Here is a 20,514-nt window from a genome sequence, read left to right as displayed (position 1 = left end):
AATTAATGTAGAATATATAAAAAAGTCGATCCCGTTCTTAACTAGCATTTTTGCAGATGTTGTTGTGTAAATCACATGTACTGTAGTTTGCTTTGTAAGTTTATCTTTTTGATCTAAAGAGTCATAAACGAAACGGGGGATTTGCATGAATCATTTATTAAAGATTTCAGACTTAACTGTTAATGAAATTGAGGAACTGCTTTATGATGCCGAACGATTTGCGAATGATGAGTCTTATTGGAAAGTTGAGAAACAAATATTTGTAGCAAATCTGTTTTTTGAGCCAAGTACAAGAACTCGCTTTAGTTTTGAAGTAGCTGAAAAAAGATTAGGCTTAGAAGTATTAAATTTTGGTATAGAATCTTCGAGTGTAAAAAAGGGAGAAACATTATACGATACAGTCCGCACACTTGAATCTATCGGAGCGAATGCTGTAGTAATAAGGCATCCTCAGGATGACTTTTATAAGGAATTACAAAATAAAGTATCAATCCCAATATTAAACGCTGGTGCAGGTTCTGGTGAGCATCCGACACAATGTTTGCTAGATTTATTAACAATCCAACAGGAATTTAAAAACTTTGAAGGCTTGACTGTTGCGATTGTAGGAGATATCCGCCATAGTCGGGTCGCTCATTCAAATTACGTTGCTTTAACTCGTTTAGGTGCAAATGTAATTTTTTCAGGACCGAAGGAGTGGTACGATGGAACAGGTACATATGTTCCGATAGATGAAGCCGTTAGATGTGCAGATGTGTTAATGCTATTACGAATCCAGCATGAACGTCATGATGGAAAAATGATTGGCTCAAAAGAAGAATACCATCAAACTTTCGGCCTAACTATTGAAAGAGAAAAAATAATGAAACCTCGAAGTATTATTATGCATCCTGCTCCAGTTAACCGGGGAGTTGAGATAGCAGATGAATTAGTAGAATGTGAACGCTCTAGAATTTTTAAACAAATGCAAAATGGAGTTTTAGTCAGAATGGCAACAATAAAACGAGCACTTGAAGAAAACAAAGGGGGAAAAAGCAATGTCAATCGTCTTAAAGAATGGAAAGTTATTTAATAATAAAGGTGAACTAGTAGTTAAGGATTTAAAAATCGAAGATGGTAAAATTATCGAAATTGCTGATAGTATTCAAACGGATACAGGTAATGTAATTAATATAGATGGAAAGTTAGTTTCTCCAGGTTTAGTAGATTTACATGTTCATTTACGTGAGCCAGGCGGAGAGAAAAAGGAAACGATTGAAACAGGGACAATGGCTGCAGCTAGAGGTGGTTTTACAACGATTGCAGCGATGCCAAATACTCGTCCTGTTCCAGATACAGCAGAGCAACTTTCTCAAATACTGAATCGTATAGAGCAAACAGCTAAAGTAAGGGTACTACCATATGCATCAATTACTACTCGACTGTTAGGAGAGGAGCTTACTGATGTTAAAGCATTAAAACAAGCAGGTGCATTTGCATTTACTGACGATGGTGTTGGCATTCAAACAGCCGGAATGATGCTAGAAGCTATGAAAAAAGCCGCTGATGTGAACGCTGCAGTTGTCGCACACTGTGAAGATAATTCTTTGATATATAAAGGTGTAGTGCATCAAGGGGAGTTTGCTAAAAAGCATGGTTTAAACGGAATACCTTCTGTATGTGAATCCGTTCAAATAGCACGTGATGTATTGTTAGCTGAAGCAGCTGGATGCCATTATCATGTATGTCATATTAGTACGAAAGAATCTGTTCGTGTAGTTAGAGATGCAAAAAAAGCAGGTATTAGGGTAACAGCAGAGGTATCACCACATCATTTACTGCTTTGTGATGAAGATATTCCTGGATTAAATACAAATTTTAAGATGAATCCTCCATTGCGGGCGAAGGAAGACCGTGATGCGCTTATTGAGGGATTATTAGACGGCACGATTGATTTTATAGCTACAGATCATGCTCCACATACTGCTGAGGAAAAAGCATGGGGTATGGAAGAAGCGCCAAACGGAATTGTCGGTTTAGAAACAGCGTTTCCAGTTCTTTATACTCATTTAGTAGAAAAAGGTGTTCTTACTTTAAAGCAGTTAGTTGACTTCTTAACAGTTAAACCTTGTGAAGCGTTCAGTTTACCATACGGAACATTAGAAGTTGGCAGCATTGCAGATATAGCTGTCATTGATTTAGAAACGGAAGAGAAAGTTGATTCTTCAAACTTTTTATCTAAAGGAAAAAATACACCGTTTGATGGCTGGAACTGTAAAGGCTGGAATGTGCTTACAGTTGTAGGTGGAGAAATTGTATGGGAAAAGGGGAGAGTTCTTCAATGAAACGTCAACTAATACTTGAAGATGGAACGATTTTTGTAGGTAAAGGGTTTGGTAGTACGGAAAATTCAATAGGTGAAGTTGTGTTTAATACAGGTATGACAGGTTATCAAGAAATTTTATCGGATCCTTCCTACTGTGGCCAAATTGTTACACTAACTTATCCGTTGATTGGAAATTATGGTATCAATCGTGATGATTTTGAATCAATCGCACCAGCAATTCATGGTTTGATCGTAAAAGAAACAGCAAGCGTACCATCAAATTGGAGAAGTATGGAAACTCTTGATGAGCTATTAAAAAGTAAAAACATCCCTGGTCTAGAAGGAATCGATACTCGTAAGCTAACGCGGATAATACGTCAATACGGAACGTTAAAAGGTGCGATTTGCAGTATTGATGTTAATGTTGACGAGATTGTTCAACAATTAAAATCTCACTCATTGCCTACTGACCAAGTAAAAACTGTGTCTACTAAGTCTGCATATCCAAGCCCGGGTCGCGGTTATCGTGTTGTATTAGTTGATTTTGGAATGAAGCATGGTATTTTAAGAGAATTAAACGTTCGAAATTGTGATGTAATCGTTGTTCCGCATAATATTACCGCAGAAGAAGTTCTGCGCTTAAATCCAGATGGCATTATGCTCTCAAATGGACCTGGAGATCCGAAAGATGTGCCAGAAGCGATCGAAATGATTAAGGGTGTACTTGGCAAAGCGCCTCTATTTGGGATTTGTTTAGGACACCAGCTATTTGCATTAGCATGTGGAGCCAACTCAGTTAAAATGAAATTTGGTCACCGTGGATCAAACCATCCGGTGAAAAATCTAGAAACGGGTGAAGTAGATATAACTTCACAGAATCATGGTTATACGGTTGAGATGGATTCAATTCAAAATACACCACTAAAAGTAACGCATATCGCTTTAAATGATGGTACAGTTGAAGGCTTAAAGCATACGGAGTATCCAGCATTCACTGTTCAATACCATCCCGAGGCGTCGCCAGGACCTGAAGATGCTAATTCATTATTTAATGACTTCTTAGAATTAATTGAAACTCACAAGAAAGAGGGTAATGCAGTATGCCAAAACGCATAGATATTAAACGTATATTAGTAATCGGATCAGGCCCCATTGTTATTGGACAAGCGGCAGAATTTGATTATGCTGGTACACAGGCATGTCAAGCTCTGAAAGAAGAAGGCTATGAGGTTATTTTAGTAAACTCAAATCCTGCAACGATTATGACAGATACTGAAATTGCAGATAAAGTATATATTGAACCTTTAACCCTAGAGTTTGTGAGCCGAATTATTCGTAAAGAACGTCCAGATGCATTGTTACCAACTCTTGGTGGTCAAACCGGTTTAAATTTAGCGGTAGAACTTCATAACTCTGGAATATTAGACGAATGTAATGTTGAAATACTTGGTACAAAATTATCTGCTATTCAAAAAGCAGAAGATCGTGATGAATTTAGAACGTTAATGAACGAATTAGGTGAACCAGTTCCTGAAAGTGACATTATTACAACTGTACAAGGCGCATTAGACTTTGTAGAAAAAATTGGTTACCCGATTATCGTTCGACCAGCTTATACACTCGGGGGAACAGGTGGCGGAATTTGTTCCAATGAAGAAGAGCTGAGAGAAATTGTAGCAAGTGGATTAAAATATAGCCCTGTTACACAATGCTTAATTGAAAAAAGTATCGCTGGTTTTAAAGAAATTGAATATGAAGTAATGCGAGATTCTAACAACCATGCGATTGTCGTATGTAATATGGAAAATATTGATCCAGTTGGTGTACACACTGGTGACTCGATTGTAGTTGCACCAAGTCAAACATTAAGTGATCGTGAATACCAACTATTAAGAAATGCATCATTAAAAATTATCCGCGCACTTGAAATTGAGGGTGGCTGTAACGTTCAATTAGCACTTGATCCATATAGTTATAATTACTATATTATTGAGGTAAATCCAAGGGTAAGTCGATCTTCTGCATTAGCATCAAAAGCTACTGGCTATCCTATTGCTAAACTAGCAGCAAAAATTGCAATAGGTCTTACATTAGATGAAATGGAAAACCCAGTAACGGGTAAGACATATGCTTGCTTTGAACCTGCATTGGATTATATTGTAACGAAGATACCGCGTTGGCCGTTTGATAAATTTGAATCAGCTAATCGTAAATTAGGTACACAAATGAAGGCAACTGGCGAAGTGATGGCAATTGGTCGTTATTTCGAGGAATCATTATTAAAAGCTGTTCGCTCACTAGAATCTAATGTTTATCATTTAGAAATTAAATCACTTTCTGAGCTAGATGATGAAACAATGAAAAAGCGTATAGAAGTCGCGGATGATGAGCGCTTGTTTGTAGTGGCAGAGGCATTCCGTCGTGGTGTTACAGTAGAACAAATCCATGATTGGAGCAAAATTGATATTTTCTTCCTTGAAAAAATCAAAGGAATCATTGATTTAGAAAATGTTGTGAAAACAAACCGCATGGATCTTGATGTTTTACGACGAGCCAAAGAAAGAGGATTTTCTGATATAGCAATTGCGGACGCATGGGAAATGTCAGAAAAACAACTATATGACTTTAGAAAAGCTAATAGCTTGTTACCAGTTTATAAAATGGTTGATACTTGTGCGGCTGAGTTTGAATCGGCAACACCTTATTTTTATGGTACGTATGAGGATGAAAATGAATCAATATTAACCACTAAACCAAGTGTACTTGTGTTAGGCTCTGGTCCGATTCGCATTGGCCAAGGAATTGAATTTGATTATGCGACTGTTCATTCTGTATGGGCGATAAAGGAAGCAGGTTATGAGGCAATCATCATAAACAATAACCCTGAAACTGTTTCAACAGATTTTAGTACGTCAGATAAGCTTTACTTTGAACCACTAACCGTTGAAGATGTAATGCATGTCATTGAAGTTGAACAGCCAATGGGTGTGATCGTTCAATTTGGTGGTCAAACAGCGATTAACCTTGCTGAGGAATTAGCGGCAAGGGGAGTTAAAATACTTGGAACATCACTTGAAAATATGGATCGTGCAGAGGATCGCGATAAATTTGAACAAACATTATCATCACTAGGTATTCCGCAACCGATCGGAAAAACTGCTACATCTGTTGAAGAAGCAGTAAAAGTAGCAAATAAAATCGGTTATCCAGTGCTGGTTCGTCCATCATATGTATTGGGCGGTAGAGCGATGGAAATTGTATACCATGAAGAAGAATTACTGCACTATATGGAAAATGCGGTTAAAGTTAATCCGCAACATCCGGTATTAATAGACCGTTATATGATCGGTAAAGAAATTGAAGTAGACGGCATTTCAGATGGTGAAAACGTATATATCCCGGGTATAATGGAACATATTGAAAGAGCGGGTGTCCATTCTGGGGATTCAATCGCTGTGTACCCGCCGCAAACTTTGTCAGAAAATGTAAAGCAGCAAATTATTGAAAACACGATTAAAATTGCTCGTGGACTAAAAATTGTAGGGCTGTTAAATATTCAGTTCGTATTATTCGAAGACCAAGTTTATGTCCTAGAGGTGAATCCGAGATCAAGTCGAACAGTGCCATTCTTAAGTAAAATTACCGGTGTACCAATGGCAAACATTGCAACCAAAGTCATTCTTGGAGAGAAGTTGCCTAACTTAGGCTATGAAACTGGTTATCATCAGGAAAGTAAAGATGTATTTGTAAAAGCTCCAGTATTCTCGTTTGCAAAATTACGCCGAGTCGATATTACATTAGGACCAGAAATGAAATCGACAGGTGAAGTAATGGGACGAGATGTGACACTTGAAAAAGCGTTATACAAAGGCTTAGTTGCATCTGGAATTTCAATACCAACTTATGGATCAGTTTTACTAACAGTCTCTGATAAAGATAAACAAGAAGTAATTGACATCGCACGTCGTTTCCATCAAATAGGCTATAGAATACTAGCAACAGAAGGAACGGCTGCCGCATTACAAACAGAAAATATTCCAGCAACAGTTGTGAATAAAATTGGTGCGGCTAAACCTAATCTGCTAGATATTATCAGGAATGGCGAAGCACAGTTTGTCATTAATACTCTTACAAAAGGAAAACAGCCGGCACGTGATGGCTTTAGAATTCGCCGTGAATCGGTAGAAAATGGTGTGGCTTGTTTAACGTCTTTAGATACAGCAGCAGCAATACTAAAAGTGTTAGAAACTATGACATTCTCAGCGAATGAAATGCCGGTGTTTGAGAAAGCAAAGGTGGTTATACCACAATGAAAAAGCAATTAATGACTGTTATTTCACAGAAAGAGTTAGCTAGCAATATATACGAGCTTGTTCTTGAGGGAGATCTTGTCCAAGATATGCAGCAGTCCGGTCAATTTGTGCATATAAAGGTCAATGATACAACCGACCCATTGTTAAGGCGTCCGATCAGTATTTGTGATATCAATCAAGACAAAAATCAATTTACGATGATCTATCGTAAAGATGGCCGCGGAACGTCTTTATTGGCAGAAAAACAATCTGATCGTTCAGTTGATGTATTAGGACCTCTAGGGAACGGATTTCCAATCGAGGAGATAACTGCAGGTGAAGTAGCTTTACTAGTAGGGGGCGGTATCGGTGTACCGCCGCTCTACAATCTTTCTAAACGATTGGTGAGTAAAGGCGTTAAAGTTATTCATATTTTAGGGTTTCAAAATAAAAATGTAATGTTTTATGAAGAACAATTTAATGCTCTTGGTCCTACTTATATTGCAACGGTAGATGGCTCTTATGGAACAAAAGGATTTGTAACAGATGTGATTGACGAAGTAGGTATTGAATTTGATGTCCTTTATTCATGTGGACCAACACCAATGCTTAAAGCACTTGATCAACGGTATAAAGGCAAGAAAGGATTTATTTCACTTGAACAACGGATGGGCTGTGGAATTGGAGCTTGTTTCGCATGTGTTTGTCACGTGCAAGAAGACCCTTCTGGTTCTTCTTATCGAAAAGTTTGCAGTGATGGTCCTGTATTTCCATTAGGGGAGGTTATCATATGAGTCGATTACAAGTAAACCTTCCTGGTTTAAGCTTAAAAAACCCAATTATGCCCGCTTCTGGCTGTTTTGGTTTTGGGCGTGAATATAGTCAATTTTATGATCTTTCAAAATTAGGAGCAATCATGATAAAAGCTACTACAGTTGAGCCACGATTTGGGAATCCAACACCACGGGTTGCCGAAACCTCTGCTGGAATGCTAAATGCTATCGGCTTACAAAATCCAGGCTTAGATGCTGTATTAGATCGGGAGTTACCTTGGCTTGAGCAATATGATGTTCCGATCATTGCCAATGTCGCTGGATCTCAAATTGAGGATTATCTTCAAGTAGCAGAACAAATTTCAAAAGCAAAAAATGTGCATGCACTAGAGCTAAATATCTCTTGCCCAAACGTTAAAACAGGTGGCATAGCGTTTGGTACGATTCCAGAAGTAGCCCATGATCTTACGAAACGAGTTAAAGCTGTATCATCTGTACCTGTTTATGTAAAGCTGTCGCCTAATGTTTCGGATATCGTTGAGATGGCGGTTGCAGTTGAAGAAGCAGGCGCTGATGGACTTTCAATGGTCAATACATTGCTTGGAATGAGACTTGATCTAAAAACAGGTAAGCCTATTTTAGCAAATGGTTCAGGCGGTCTTTCAGGACCAGCAATTAAGCCTGTTGCAATCCGGATGATTTACCAAGTAAGTCAAAAGGTAAACATACCGATCATTGGAATGGGAGGCATTCAATCAGCTGAGGATGTGGTGGAATTCTTTATGGCTGGTGCCAGTGCAGTAGCCGTAGGAACTGCAAACTTTGTCGATCCGTTTGTATGCCCAGCCATTATTGATAAATTGCCGACACTACTTGATGAACTGGGAGTTCAGCATATATCAGAATTAAGCGGAAGGAGCTGGGACCGTGAACAGACCATTAATTGTTGCTCTTGATTTTCCAAGTAGAACTGAAGTGAAAGACTTTCTCTCCCGACTTGAGGGAGAGTCTCTTTATGTAAAAGTGGGGATGGAGCTATTTTATAGAGAAGGTAGTCATATAATTACTTTTTTAAAAGAGCAAGGACATCAAATCTTCTTAGATTTAAAGCTTCATGATATTCCCAATACGGTAAAAAGCGCGATGAGAAATCTTGCATCGTTGGAAGTGGACTTAGTAAATGTTCACGCCGCAGGCGGATCAAAAATGATGATGGCTGCGTTAGAAGGATTAGATATGGGGACACCTAGCGGTAAGAAACGTCCACATTGCATAGCTGTTACCCAATTAACGAGTACCTCATCAGAGATACTTCATAAAGAGCTTTTAATTTCGGAATCTCTTAATCAAGTTGTCGTCCATTATGCCAAGCTTGCAAAAGAAAGCCGGTTAGATGGTGTTGTTTGTTCAACATGGGAAGCAGAGATGATAAATGAAGCATGTGGAGCCGATTTTATAACAGTAACGCCGGGAATTCGTCTTCAAGAGGATGCTGTAGATGACCAAGTAAGGATTGCGACTCCAGAGGAAGCACGCCGCCGTGGCAGCTGGGGGATTGTTGTTGGTCGTTCGATCACAAAAGCTGTTAATCCAATGGAAACCTACAATCTTATGAAACAACAATGGGAGGGGTAACACATGAAAAGAGAGATTGCATCACAATTATTGGAAATAGGAGCTGTTAGTTTAAAACCGAGTGAGCCATTTACATGGTCTTCGGGTATAAAATCACCGATTTATTGTGATAATCGTTTAACATTATCATTTCCATCACTGCGTAAATCAATTGCAAAGGGCTTGCAAACTATAATTGAACAAGAATTCAGCCAATGTGAAATGATCGCTGGAACTGCTACGGCTGGGATTCCGCATGCAGCTTGGGTTAGTGATTTATTAGACCTACCGATGTGCTATGTTCGTAGTAAACCAAAAGGCCATGGGAAAGGGAATCAAATCGAAGGTGCTACAAAGCCAGGACAAAAAGTAGTTGTAGTAGAAGACTTAATTTCAACGGGTGGTAGCGTAATTACTGCAGTCGAGGCTTTAAGAGAAGCAGGTTGTGAAGTAATTGGTGTTGTTGCCATCTTCACATATGAGCTAGAAAAAGGCTATAAACAATTAGAGGAACATACTATCAAGGCTATTGCTTTAAGTGATTATTCAACATTAATTGATGTTGCTTTAGAAAAAGAATTAGTGACAGAAACAGAATTAAAAAAATTAAAAGAATGGCGGAAAAACCCTGCTGAAACAGCTTGGATGAATCTTATCAGCCCAAATTAACTGCTGGTTAAATATGAACTGCAGCAGAATAAAAGTTGTTGATTTATTTGATAAAATGAAGGAAAAAAACGTATGTATAAAAGGGCATGAGTAATCTCATGCCTTTTTTTAATTTTCGGACAAACAAGATTAAAGCGCGACTCCACGGCGCTTCAGCTAACATAATCAATCTCAACTATCCAAATTGATTAAGAAGTAGCTTTATCGGGTTACTACTATTTTTTCCTTAACTTTAATATAAGATCTTCACTAGGTGTAACATATAATGTTGTTTGATTTTCGTAGGTTACGAATCCAGGTTTAGCACCGTTTGGTTTCTTCACGTTCCTAATTTTTGTAAAATCAACAGGTACTGAACTTGAGCTCTTCGCTTTACTATAGTACGCGGCAATAGTCGCAGCCTCCAGTAGCGTTTGTTCAGACGGGGACTCATTGCGAATGACAACATGTGAGCCAGGAATATCTTTTGTATGGAGCCAGATCTCTTCCCGTCTTGCTAGCCTTGTAGTTAGATACTCATTTTGCTTATTATTTTTGCCGACTATTATTTCAACTCCATCACTAGAAATGTAATGGTCAAGAGATGGTTTTTGATTTTTTACTTTCCCTTTTTTCTGCATACGGCGGGCTTTTAAATAACCTTCCTCGGCCAACTCTTCTCGCATTTCTTCGATATCTCTAGGAGAAGCAGATTCGATTTGTTGTAATAAGGTTTCAAAATAACCAATTTCTGTTTCGGCTAAATGAATTTGTTCCTTAACAATTTCAACTGAATTTTTCAGTTTTTGATACTTTAGAAAGTAGCCTTGAGCATTTTTTGCGGGTGTTTTTAAAGGATCGAGTGTGATGGTAACTGTCGCACCGTTCTCATCGTAGTAGTTCAAAACCTCTATTTCCTTTAATCCTTTAGTAATGCTATGCATGTTAGCTGTTAGCAATTCTCCGTACAGCTGATAACGATCAGCTGTTTCTGCATCAAGGAGTGACTGTTTTAGCTTTTTTATTTTTTTCTTGTTTTTAGTTAATTCATTTTTTATGAACCGCTCAACGTCGCCAGCTTGTTGTTTAACTCTATCTCGCTCAGCTTTTCCAAAGTAAAAGCGATCTAGCATTTCACTGATAGTTGTATATGTTTTATATTCTGCTTTAAGATGATTGAGTTCGCATATATAAAAGTATTCTTTGTGGTTACTTATCAGGATTTGTGGTTCATATTCTTGTTTGTTAATTTGTGAAATCATTGAAAAAAATGCTTTAATTAATGAGCTTTTATTCGTTAAACCTGCACGGAATAAAACTTCTTTTGCAAATAAAGGAGAAATTCCTGAAAAGGCATCAACAATTTGTTGATCTATTTTTCCACTGTTAAAATCAATTTTCTTTAAAAACGTCTCTTCGCTAATCTCTAACGGGTTCAATTTATTTTGTTTAGGTGGTGCTATATATTCATAACCTGGTAATAGCACACGGTGGCGATTTACTGCCGGTGAAACATGCTTTATACAATCTAAGATCATGTTTCTTTCTTGATCTACAAGAATGATATTACTATGGCGACCCATAATTTCGACGATTAAAACTTTAATCGACTCATCACCAATCTCATTCCGTGTTTTAACGTATAAGCGAATAATTCGTTCCAAGCCGTCTTGCTCGATTTTTTCAATAAAACTTCCTTCCAAATGTTTTCGAAGCAACATGCAAAACATTGGTGGTTCTTTTGGATTTTCATAAGTTTCTTCGGTAATATGTATTCTCGAATAACTAGGGTTTGCCGATATTAGCAACTGAAAGTTAGTGCCATTTGCTCTAATTGTGAGAATTAGATCATTTTTATATGGCTGATAAATTTTCGAGATACGACCTTGTTCTATTTGTTTTTTTAATTCTTCAGTTATACCTTTTGTCACAATACCATCAAAGGACATTTCTTTTCACCTCACACACAGTGTACATAGTATATCATGTTTTTATCCCGTTTTAACAGGCTGTATTACCCCCACCTCATAACCTCGTGTAGAAATGAAAAAAGAAGGTGGGTATAACAGCCTATAAAATCCCGATTGGTCAAGGGCCTTTAGGTAAACCCTTTAGGAACTATCCAACAATGGGGGAAGATAAAAACCCCATTGTTGGAAGGTTCACTTTATTTTAAATTTTAATTAGAATCCTATATAATTTGTTTTTAGACGTTTCAAGTAATAAGATACTTGTTGAAATAGCTGAAATTATATAGAATAGTATAGTGGAAGTGATAAAAATGATCGTAAGTATGACAGGTTTTGGCCGAAGTAAGAAAGAATCCGGTGAATTTAAGGTAATGGTAGAGATGAAGTCCGTTAATCATCGTTTTTGTGAAATAACGGTACGGATGCCAAGGCAACTCCTATTATTCGAAGATAAAATTAAGAAAATAGTACAACAATACATACAGCGCGGCAGGGTTGATGTGTTTGTAACAGTAGAAGGTCAGGGCTATATAAACCGTTCATTAGAGGTTGATTGGGATTTGATTTCACAATACAAAGAAGTTATGAATCAAGCTCAACAGTCCATGAACATGCAGGGGTCACTTTCTATAGAACATATTCTTAGCCTACCTGAGGTTTTTAGTGTAATAGAGAAGGAATCCGGAACAGAGGAATTGGAAACTGTTTTACTAGAAGTAACGAAAGAAGCTGTCTCTGAACTTCAACAAATGAGACGAATTGAAGGGAATTCCCTAAAAAGTGACATTATTGAACGTCTCAAGTTAATAAATAATATTGTTCAATTATTAAAATCATTTTCTACTGAATCGATTGAACGTTATAAAGAACGACTTTTAAAAAAAATCGAGGATATCCTTTCAGGAAATTACGAAATTGACCATGGCAGGATTTTAACTGAAGTTGCGATTTTTGCAGACAAGGCAGATATAAATGAAGAGCTTACAAGGCTGTTTAGCCATGTAGAACAATTTGTTGAAATTTTGGACAATAATACAGGAAGTGTTGGTAGAAAACTTGACTTCCTAGTACAGGAAATGAATCGCGAAATGAATACCATTGGTTCTAAGGCAAATGACGTTCATATAAGCCAAAAAGTTGTTGAGATGAAAAGTGAACTTGAAAAAATAAAAGAGCAAGTTCAAAACATCGAGTAGGATTAATGAATTTACATACTTATATTTTTTAACTTACTCGTTAAAAATAGATTTTGTATACATAGGGGGAGCTCAAATGAGCATAAAATTAATTAATATCGGTTTTGGGAATATTGTATCAGCTAATCGAATTATTTCGATTGTTAGCCCTGAATCTGCACCGATAAAACGAATCATACAGGTCGCAAGGGAAAATGGCGTGCTCATCGATGCCACCTATGGTAGACGAACGAGGGCCGTAATTATAACAGATAGTGATCATGTTATTTTATCAGCTGTACAACCAGAAACCGTTGCACAACGATTAGTGAACAAGGATGATTTAACCGATGAAGGGTAGGATAAAAGCATGATTGAAGAGAAGGGTATTTTGTTTGTACTTTCAGGTCCATCTGGAGTAGGAAAAGGAACAGTTCGAAAAGCATTATTTGAGGATAATATTAATCTTCAATATTCAATATCGGCTACAACAAGGGCACCTCGAGAAGGTGAGCAAAATGGTGTTGATTATTTTTTCAAGTCAAAAGAAGAATTTGAAAAAATGATAGATGAAAATAAATTATTAGAGTGGGCACAATTTGTTGGAAACTATTACGGAACACCAATCGAATATGTAAAGGAAACCTTAGATACTGGCAAAGATGTATTGCTTGAAATTGAAGTACAAGGCGCTTTACAGGTCCGAAATGCGTTTCCAGAAGCGGTGCTTATTTTCTTAATACCACCTAGTTTAGAGGAATTAAAAAACCGTATTATTGGCCGCGGTACTGAAACAGAAGAAATTGTTAAAGATCGTCTAGATACAGCAAAGATTGAAATTGAGATGATGAGTGCGTATGATTATGTAGTAGTTAATGATCAAGTTGATAATGCTTGTAAACGAATTAAATCTATCGTACAAGCTGAGCATTTCAGAAGAGATCGCGTTGAAACGTCTTATAAAAAATTATTGGAGGTTAGATAAATTATGTTATACCCATCTATTGATTCGTTGATGAGAAATATTGATTCTAAGTATACCCTTGTTACTGTTTCTGCCAGAAGAGCTCGGGAAATGCAAGAGAAGAATGACTGTATGCTTGATAAGACTGTTTCAAGAAAATATGTTGGAAAAGCACTTGAAGAAGTTAGTAAAGGACTATTACACTATGAAGCACAACGTAACAACAACCTATCTTAGTAGGTTGTTATTTTTTTACATGATGGATTTATAACTACATTATGAGAATCGAGGGGAAATATATGAAAGGGAAGAAGATTTTATTATGTGTGACTGGGGGAATAGCTGTATACAAGGCTGTTGCGTTAACAAGCAAGCTTACACAAGCAGGTGCAGTTGTAAAAGTCATCATGACTGAATCAGCAATGAAATTTGTTCAGCCCCTTTCATTTCAGGCTTTGTCCCGGAATGATGTTTATTTTGATACATTTGATGAGAAGGACCCTAGTAAAATAGCACATATTGATTTAGCTGATTGGGCTGATTTAGTTCTAGTTGCACCTGCAACGGCAAATACCATTGGAAAACTCGCAAACGGCATTGCAGACGATATGATAACAACAACATTACTTGCAACCAAAGCGCCGGTTTGGATTGCTCCAGCTATGAATGTTAATATGTATGATCATCCTGCTGTTAAACGGAATATTAATGTTTTATATAGTGATGGTTTCCAATTTATTGAACCATCTGAGGGCTATTTGGCATGTGGATATGTAGGCAAAGGCCGTCTAGAGGAGCCGGAAAAGATTGTGAATTTGATAGACCGACATTTTAATCATACTATCGTTCAATTATTAAAAGGTAAGAAAGTGCTAGTTACTGCAGGTCCAACTCGGGAGAATATTGATCCAGTGCGTTTTTTTACGAACCGTTCGACAGGTAAAATGGGATACGCGATTGCAAGTGCAGCAAGGGAAATGGGGGCTGATGTAACGTTAATTACGGGTCCAACCACGCTTCAGCCACCCAATGATGTACATACAATCCAAATCGAATCCGCACAGCAAATGTTTGAAGAAGTCATGGGATATTACGAAGATACTGATATAGTGATCAAAGCAGCAGCTGTAGCGGACTATCGTCCCAGTAAAACATATGAAGAAAAAATGAAAAAACATGATGGCAACCTTACAATTGAACTTGAGCGAACCATTGATATTTTAAAAACATTAGGTGAGAAGAAACAAAACCAACTTTTAGTCGGATTTGCTGCAGAAACAGAAAGTGTGCAAGACTATGCTAAAAAAAAGTTGAAAACTAAAAACCTTGATATGATAGTAGCTAATAATGTTAAACAACAAGGTGCGGGTTTTGGTGGAGATACCAATATTGTAACGATATTTAATAAAGATGGACAAGTTCGAGAGCTACCACTTCTATCGAAGACAGAGGTTGCAAGAGCGATCATAAATGAAATTTCTAATTATCTAAATAAAGGAAATAAGCAATGAATATCGCGAAGGTGATTGTGGATGTTCCTGCCAATCAAACTGATCGTCATTTTGATTATCGCATTCCTAGTGAATGGTTAACAAAGGAGTTTGTAAAACCTGGGATGAGAGTAGTTGTGCCATTTGGGCCAAGAAAGGTTCAGGGGTTCGTTACTAGTATCGTAGCCTCTACTGACATTAATAAACTCAAAGAATTAGATTCTGTGCTCGATATTACACCAGTTTTAACAACAGAGTTGCTACAGCTTGGTGAATGGCTATCCAATTCCACTTTATGTTATTTAATTACGGCTTATCAAGCTATGTTACCATCTGCAATGAAAGTAAAGTACGAAAAGGAAATTATTTCAAAAAAAACAAGTAACCTCCCAAATGAGCTTCAGAAGTATTTTAACAGTAAAGATAAAATTGCCTGGAAGGATATTGAACAAAATAAACAGCTACTGCCGTTTATTCAGAAAGAAATACAGCAAGGTACGATGGAAGTTATTTATCGTGTTAAAGATCGAGCCAATAAAAAACGCGTAAAGGTTGTTTCAAGTGCGGTTAATAAAGAGAAATTATTAGAAATTATTGAGTCAATGTCAGCTAATGCGCTTAAACAAAAAGAGGTATTAAGCTATTTTATTCACTATCAGGAACCTATCGAGTTACAACAATTGGTAAGTACGCTCCAAACGACTTTATCACCAATTAATTCTCTAATAAAAAAAGGTATATTACGCTCAGAATATATGGAAGTATATAGAGATCCATATGAGCACAGAAATTTTAAATCAACATCAGCAATGATCTTGACTGACGAACAGACGAAAGTTATTACAGCTATTTTAAACAGTATAGAAAATAAACAACATTATGTTTTTTTAATGCACGGTGTAACTGGTAGTGGAAAGACAGAGGTATATCTGCAAGCAATTGATGCAGTTTTAAAACAAGGAAAAGAAGCCATTATGTTGGTACCAGAAATTTCGTTAACACCTATGATGGTTGAAAGATTTAAAGGGCGGTTTGGACACCAAGTAGCCGTATTACATAGTGGATTATCAACAGGAGAAAAATACGACGAATGGCGAAAAATTCAGCGAAAAGAAGTCCGTGTTGTAGTTGGAGCTCGATCAGCAGTATTTGCGCCATTTGAAAATATTGGAATCATTATTATCGATGAAGAACATGAAACGAGCTACAAGCAAGAAGAAAATCCGCGTTATCATGCCAGAGACGTAGCGATTAAAAGAGGATTGAATCATCGGTGTCCGGTTATTTTGGGAAGTGCAACGCCATCGTTGGAATCTTTTGCACGTGCCCAAAAAAATGTGTATCAGTTATTAACAATGAAAGAACGTATTAATGCTCGAAAGCTCCCGTCAGTAGAAATCATTGATATGAGAGAGGAGCTGCGTAGTGGTAACAGGTCGATGTTTTCGGTTTCACTTCTCGAAAAAATTAAAGACCGTTTGGAAAAACAAGAGCAATCGGTGTTGTTTTTAAATAGAAGAGGGTATTCTACTTTTGTTATGTGTCGAGATTGTGGCTACGTTATGAATTGTCCTCATTGCGATATATCTCTTACCTACCATAAAAGAGATCAACGATTAAAATGTCATTATTGCGCGTATGAAAGTACACTTCCAACCATTTGCCCTGAATGTTCTAGTGACCATATTCGTTTTTTTGGAACAGGGACGCAAAAGGTTGAAGAGGAATTAGCAAAGATAATCCCTGAAGCTCGCGTGATTAGAATGGATGTTGATACAACCAGTCGTAAGGGCGCACATGAAAAATTGTTACAAGCTTTTGGTGAAAAAAAAGCTGATATTTTACTTGGAACCCAAATGATAGCAAAAGGATTAGATTTTCCTGATGTCACGTTTGTAGGGGTTCTAGCAGCAGATGCAATGTTGCATATTCCTGATTTCCGCGCTAGCGAAAAAACCTTTCAATTGATTACGCAAGTGAGTGGTCGTGCAGGTCGTCATATTTTGCCTGGTGAGGTGATTATCCAAACCTACAGTCCTGAACATTATAGCGTTGAACTTGCAGCTGCAACTGATTTTAATGGATTTTATTCAAGAGAAATGTTGTTAAGAAAAATGTATCAGTATCCTCCCTTTTTTTATCTAACATTGGTTACAATTTCACATCCGAATCTCGCGGAAGTTGTTAGTGTTACTGAAAAAATATCATGGATACTGCGCAAGAATTTATCAAATCAAACTATTATTTTAGGACCAGTTGCATCACCAATTCCAAGGATTAAAGATAGATATCGCTACCAATGCGTGATAAAATACAAAGATGAGCCGCAGCTAGGTAAAATATTACAAAATATGTTGAAACACTTTCAACAAGATATAAACAAAAATGAGTTAAAAATTACAATAGATATGAATCCCTATATGATGATGTAAACAAGGTATGTTGAAACGCTAGAACGTTTATAATTAATAATGTATAGATTGATCGGAGGAAACAACTTGTCAAGGCTTGAAATTGTAAAATACCCTGCAGAAGTACTAACAACAAGATGCGCTTTAGTTCAAACATTTGATAAGCAATTGAGCAGTTTCATCAATGATATGTTTGAAACAATGGAACAGGCAGATGGTGTAGGTTTAGCCGCCCCCCAAGTCAATGAATCTAAACAAATTGCTGTTGTTGATATTGGTGATGGCTCTGGTAGATTTGTATTTATTAATCCTGTCATTATAGAAGAACGCGGTGAGCAGGTCGGTCCAGAAGGCTGTTTAAGTTTTCCGGGCCTTTTTGGTGAAGTAAAGCGAAGTGAATATGTGAAGGTTCGCGCTCAAAATCGTAAAGGTAAGACATTTGTTTTAGAAGCAGAAGGTTTTTTTGCACGAGCGATCCAACATGAAATTGATCATTTACACGGAATTTTATTTACAGAAAAAGTGATACGTTATTATCAAGATGATGAATTACAATCTTAAAGGAAGGTGAATGTAATGACACGTGTTGTTTTTATGGGGACCCCCGATTTTTCTGTTCCTATTTTGAGACAGCTAATTAACGATGGATATAATGTAGTTGGTGTAGTTACTCAACCAGATCGTCCCAAGGGAAGAAAAAAAGAGTTAACACCACCACCGGTGAAAATGGAAGCATTAAAGCATAATATTCCAGTAGTTCAACCCAATAAAATTAAAGAGAGTGAAGAATTGAAAGATGTACTGGCTTTAGAACCAGATCTAATTGTTACTGCTGCATTTGGACAAATCCTTCCAAAGCAGCTGTTAGATGCTCCAAAATATGGATGTATTAATGTTCATGCCTCATTATTGCCGGAATTACGGGGTGGTGCTCCGATACATTATGCAATACTGCAGGGTAAAAAAGAAACAGGTATTACTATTATGTATATGGTAGAAAAATTAGATGCCGGCGATATTTTAACTCAAGTTGTTGTTCCAATTGAAGAACATGATCACGTCGGATCCATGCATGATAAATTAAGCGAAGCTGGTGCGAAATTATTGTCTGAAACTATTCCTAGTTTATTGCAAGGAAACATTACCCCGGTAAAGCAAAATGATGAATTTGTAACATTCGCTGCTAATATTAAACGTGAACAGGAACGAATTAATTGGGATGAAACAGGTGAAGTTATTTATAACCATATTCGCGGCTTGCATCCATGGCCTGTTGCTTATACGTTTTTAAATGGTGAAGTACTGAAAATTTGGTGGGGAGAAAAAATATCTATTACTAACAAACCACGACCTGGCACAATTATAAACCTTGAAAACGATGGTATTATTGTTGCATCAGGCAATGAAACTGCTATTAAAATAACTGAATTACAGCCGGCGGGGAAGAAAAGGATGCCAGTAAGCCAATATTTACGTGGTGCAGGAAGTAACTTGGAAGTTGGACAAGTTTTAGGAGTTCAGGATGAAAAATAAAGCAGTGCGCGATGTAGCATTAGATATTTTATTGCAGATTGAAAAAAATCAAGCATACAGTAATCTGCTACTTAACCAAATGATACATAAAAACAATCTTAATCAAAAAGACATTGGCTTATTAACGGAAATTGTGTATGGAACGATACAAAGACAATTTACTTTGGATTATTATTTGGAATCATTTATTGTAAATAAGAAAAAGGTAGAACCTTGGGTCATTATATTATTAAGGCTATCTATATATCAAATGGTATATTTAGATCGTATTCCTGCACATGCTGTTATCAATGAGGCGGTTGAAATTGCTAAAAAGCGGGGCCATCGTGGTATTTCTGGAATGGTAAATGGCGTATTGCGGTCAGTACAACGCAAAGGTTTACCGAATACAATAGATATTGATGATCCAATTGAACGACTATCAATCCAAGTAAGCTATCCAAAATGGTTGATAGAGAAATGGGTTCAACAATTTGGTTTAGATGAAACAAGAAAGATGTGTGAAAATTCCCTAATTCCGCCTTCTGTAACAGCAAGAGTGAATAGCACAAGAACAACAATCGAAGAAATTATTTCGCTATTACAGAAAGAGACTATAACGGCTGAACAAGGAGACCTATCAGTAGACGCAATAAAAATTGTTAAAGGAAATCTTACGAAAAGTACTCCCTTTAATGAAGGACTTGTAACTATCCAGGATGAAAGTTCAATGTTAGTTGCTCGTGCACTCGATGTGTTACCAAACCAAATGATACTAGATAGTTGTGCGGCCCCAGGGGGGAAAACTACACATATTGCTGAATTATTAAATGGTAGTGGCAAGGTGGTCGCGGTGGACCTTCATCCTCACAAAGTAAAACTTATTGAAGAACAGCTCAATAGGTTACGTCTATCAAATGTCGAAACTAGGGTAAGTGACAGTCGTAAGCTTCGGGAATTATTTGAGCCAGAAACATTCGACCGAATATTAGTAGATGCACCATGCTCAGGGTTTGGAGTTATTAGAAGAAAACCAGATATTAAATATAGTAAAACAGCTAATGATGTGAAAGGACTAGCGTCAATTCAACTCTCCATTTTGGATAGCATTGCACCGCTCTTAAAAAAAGGTGGTAAATTAGTGTATAGTACTTGTACGATAGATCCAGAAGAGAATGATGGAGTGGTGGAACAATTTTTACATAGCCATCCCGAGTATACATACGATGAATCTTTAATTGATCGGATGCCGCAACATGTAAGACCTTTAACAAAGGAAGGACGATTGCAAATTCTTCCCCATTACTTTGGAAGTGATGGTTTCTTTATAGCAAGTTTTCGAAAGCAGGTGTAGTAATTA

At 37.1% G+C, this 20,514-nt stretch carries 18 protein-coding genes; 17 read left to right on the top strand and 1 reads right to left on the bottom strand.

The features are described from left to right. Window positions 1–145 precede the first annotated feature (145 nt). From C1724_RS11940 to pyrE, 8 genes are read left to right on the top strand one after another with little or no spacing between them, the layout of a single operon-like run. Window positions 146–1,072: an aspartate carbamoyltransferase catalytic subunit gene (locus C1724_RS11940; RefSeq protein ID WP_102347003.1), complete on the top strand. Its 927-nt coding sequence runs from the start codon at window positions 146–148 to the stop codon at window positions 1,070–1,072. Next, the gene (locus tag C1724_RS11935) at window positions 1,038–2,324 is read left to right on the top strand and encodes a dihydroorotase (RefSeq protein WP_102347002.1); all 1,287 of its coding nucleotides are present in this window, start codon (window positions 1,038–1,040) and stop codon (window positions 2,322–2,324) included. The genes C1724_RS11940 and C1724_RS11935 overlap by 35 nt, the downstream gene beginning before the upstream one ends. Continuing rightward, a complete protein-coding gene (locus C1724_RS11930) occupies window positions 2,321–3,421 on the top strand; it encodes a carbamoyl phosphate synthase small subunit (protein ID WP_102347904.1) in 1,101 nt (366 codons plus the stop codon). The genes C1724_RS11935 and C1724_RS11930 overlap by 4 nt, the downstream gene beginning before the upstream one ends. Then, on the top strand, window positions 3,406–6,618 hold the full coding sequence (gene carB, locus C1724_RS11925) for a carbamoyl-phosphate synthase large subunit (protein ID WP_102347001.1): 3,213 nt from the start codon (window positions 3,406–3,408) through the stop codon (window positions 6,616–6,618). The genes C1724_RS11930 and carB overlap by 16 nt, the downstream gene beginning before the upstream one ends. Beyond that, entirely contained in the window at window positions 6,615–7,391 is a 777-nt protein-coding gene (locus tag C1724_RS11920) for a dihydroorotate dehydrogenase electron transfer subunit (protein ID WP_102347000.1), read from the top strand. Before carB ends, C1724_RS11920 begins: the two co-directional genes overlap by 4 nt. Continuing rightward, window positions 7,388–8,326 carry a dihydroorotate dehydrogenase gene (locus tag C1724_RS11915; RefSeq protein ID WP_102346999.1) on the top strand — a complete coding sequence of 313 codons (939 nt, stop codon included), beginning with the start codon at window positions 7,388–7,390 and terminating at the stop codon, window positions 8,324–8,326. Before C1724_RS11920 ends, C1724_RS11915 begins: the two co-directional genes overlap by 4 nt. Beyond that, entirely contained in the window at window positions 8,298–9,005 is a 708-nt protein-coding gene (pyrF, locus tag C1724_RS11910) for an orotidine-5'-phosphate decarboxylase (RefSeq protein WP_102346998.1), read from the top strand. Before C1724_RS11915 ends, pyrF begins: the two co-directional genes overlap by 29 nt. Window positions 9,006–9,008: 3 nt before the next feature. Next, window positions 9,009–9,653 (top strand): orotate phosphoribosyltransferase, encoded by a 645-nt coding sequence (gene pyrE / locus C1724_RS11905; protein ID WP_102346997.1) that lies wholly within the window; start codon window positions 9,009–9,011, stop codon window positions 9,651–9,653. A gap of 215 nt (window positions 9,654–9,868) precedes the next feature. Here pyrE and C1724_RS11900 read toward each other — a convergent pair whose 3' ends face one another. Then, window positions 9,869–11,581 (bottom strand): Rqc2 family fibronectin-binding protein, encoded by a 1,713-nt coding sequence (locus C1724_RS11900; RefSeq protein ID WP_102346996.1) that lies wholly within the window; start codon window positions 11,579–11,581, stop codon window positions 9,869–9,871. Window positions 11,582–11,913: 332 nt separating this feature from the next. Here C1724_RS11900 and C1724_RS11895 point away from each other — a divergent pair, with 332 nt between their 5' ends. The 9 genes from C1724_RS11895 to rsmB all read left to right on the top strand — a co-directional run bounded on the left by C1724_RS11895 (window position 11,914) and on the right by rsmB (window position 20,508). Then, entirely contained in the window at window positions 11,914–12,798 is an 885-nt protein-coding gene (locus C1724_RS11895; RefSeq protein ID WP_102346995.1) for a YicC/YloC family endoribonuclease, read from the top strand. A gap of 76 nt (window positions 12,799–12,874) precedes the next feature. Beyond that, the gene (gene remA, locus C1724_RS11890; protein ID WP_102346994.1) at window positions 12,875–13,138 is read left to right on the top strand and encodes an extracellular matrix/biofilm regulator RemA; all 264 of its coding nucleotides are present in this window, start codon (window positions 12,875–12,877) and stop codon (window positions 13,136–13,138) included. A 12-nt stretch (window positions 13,139–13,150) separates the two neighbouring features. Further along, on the top strand, window positions 13,151–13,762 hold the full coding sequence (gene gmk, locus C1724_RS11885) for a guanylate kinase (RefSeq protein WP_258000430.1): 612 nt from the start codon (window positions 13,151–13,153) through the stop codon (window positions 13,760–13,762). A 3-nt stretch (window positions 13,763–13,765) separates the two neighbouring features. Then, on the top strand, window positions 13,766–13,978 hold the full coding sequence (gene rpoZ, locus C1724_RS11880; protein ID WP_102346992.1) for a DNA-directed RNA polymerase subunit omega: 213 nt from the start codon (window positions 13,766–13,768) through the stop codon (window positions 13,976–13,978). Between the two features lie 62 nt (window positions 13,979–14,040). After that, complete coding sequence (coaBC, locus tag C1724_RS11875) at window positions 14,041–15,252, top strand: bifunctional phosphopantothenoylcysteine decarboxylase/phosphopantothenate--cysteine ligase CoaBC (protein ID WP_102346991.1); 1,212 nt, start codon at window positions 14,041–14,043, stop codon at window positions 15,250–15,252. After that, window positions 15,249–17,663, top strand: a complete 2,415-nt coding sequence (gene priA, locus C1724_RS11870) for a primosomal protein N' (RefSeq protein WP_102346990.1) — start codon at window positions 15,249–15,251, stop codon at window positions 17,661–17,663. Before coaBC ends, priA begins: the two co-directional genes overlap by 4 nt. Window positions 17,664–17,729: 66 nt before the next feature. After that, window positions 17,730–18,203, top strand: coding sequence for a peptide deformylase (def, locus tag C1724_RS11865; RefSeq protein WP_102346989.1), 474 nt, complete (start codon window positions 17,730–17,732; stop codon window positions 18,201–18,203). Window positions 18,204–18,218: 15 nt separating this feature from the next. After that, window positions 18,219–19,175 (top strand): methionyl-tRNA formyltransferase, encoded by a 957-nt coding sequence (gene fmt, locus C1724_RS11860; protein ID WP_102346988.1) that lies wholly within the window; start codon window positions 18,219–18,221, stop codon window positions 19,173–19,175. Further along, the gene (rsmB, locus tag C1724_RS11855; protein WP_102346987.1) at window positions 19,165–20,508 is read left to right on the top strand and encodes a 16S rRNA (cytosine(967)-C(5))-methyltransferase RsmB; all 1,344 of its coding nucleotides are present in this window, start codon (window positions 19,165–19,167) and stop codon (window positions 20,506–20,508) included. Before fmt ends, rsmB begins: the two co-directional genes overlap by 11 nt. Window positions 20,509–20,514 lie beyond the last annotated feature (6 nt).

Source organism: Bacillus sp. Marseille-P3661 (genome assembly GCF_900240995.1).
GTDB lineage: Bacteria > Bacillota > Bacilli > Bacillales > Bacillaceae_J > OESV01.
The sequence above is the reverse complement of the archived record's forward strand: the minus strand, read 5'-3'. Positions and strand labels throughout refer to the sequence as shown.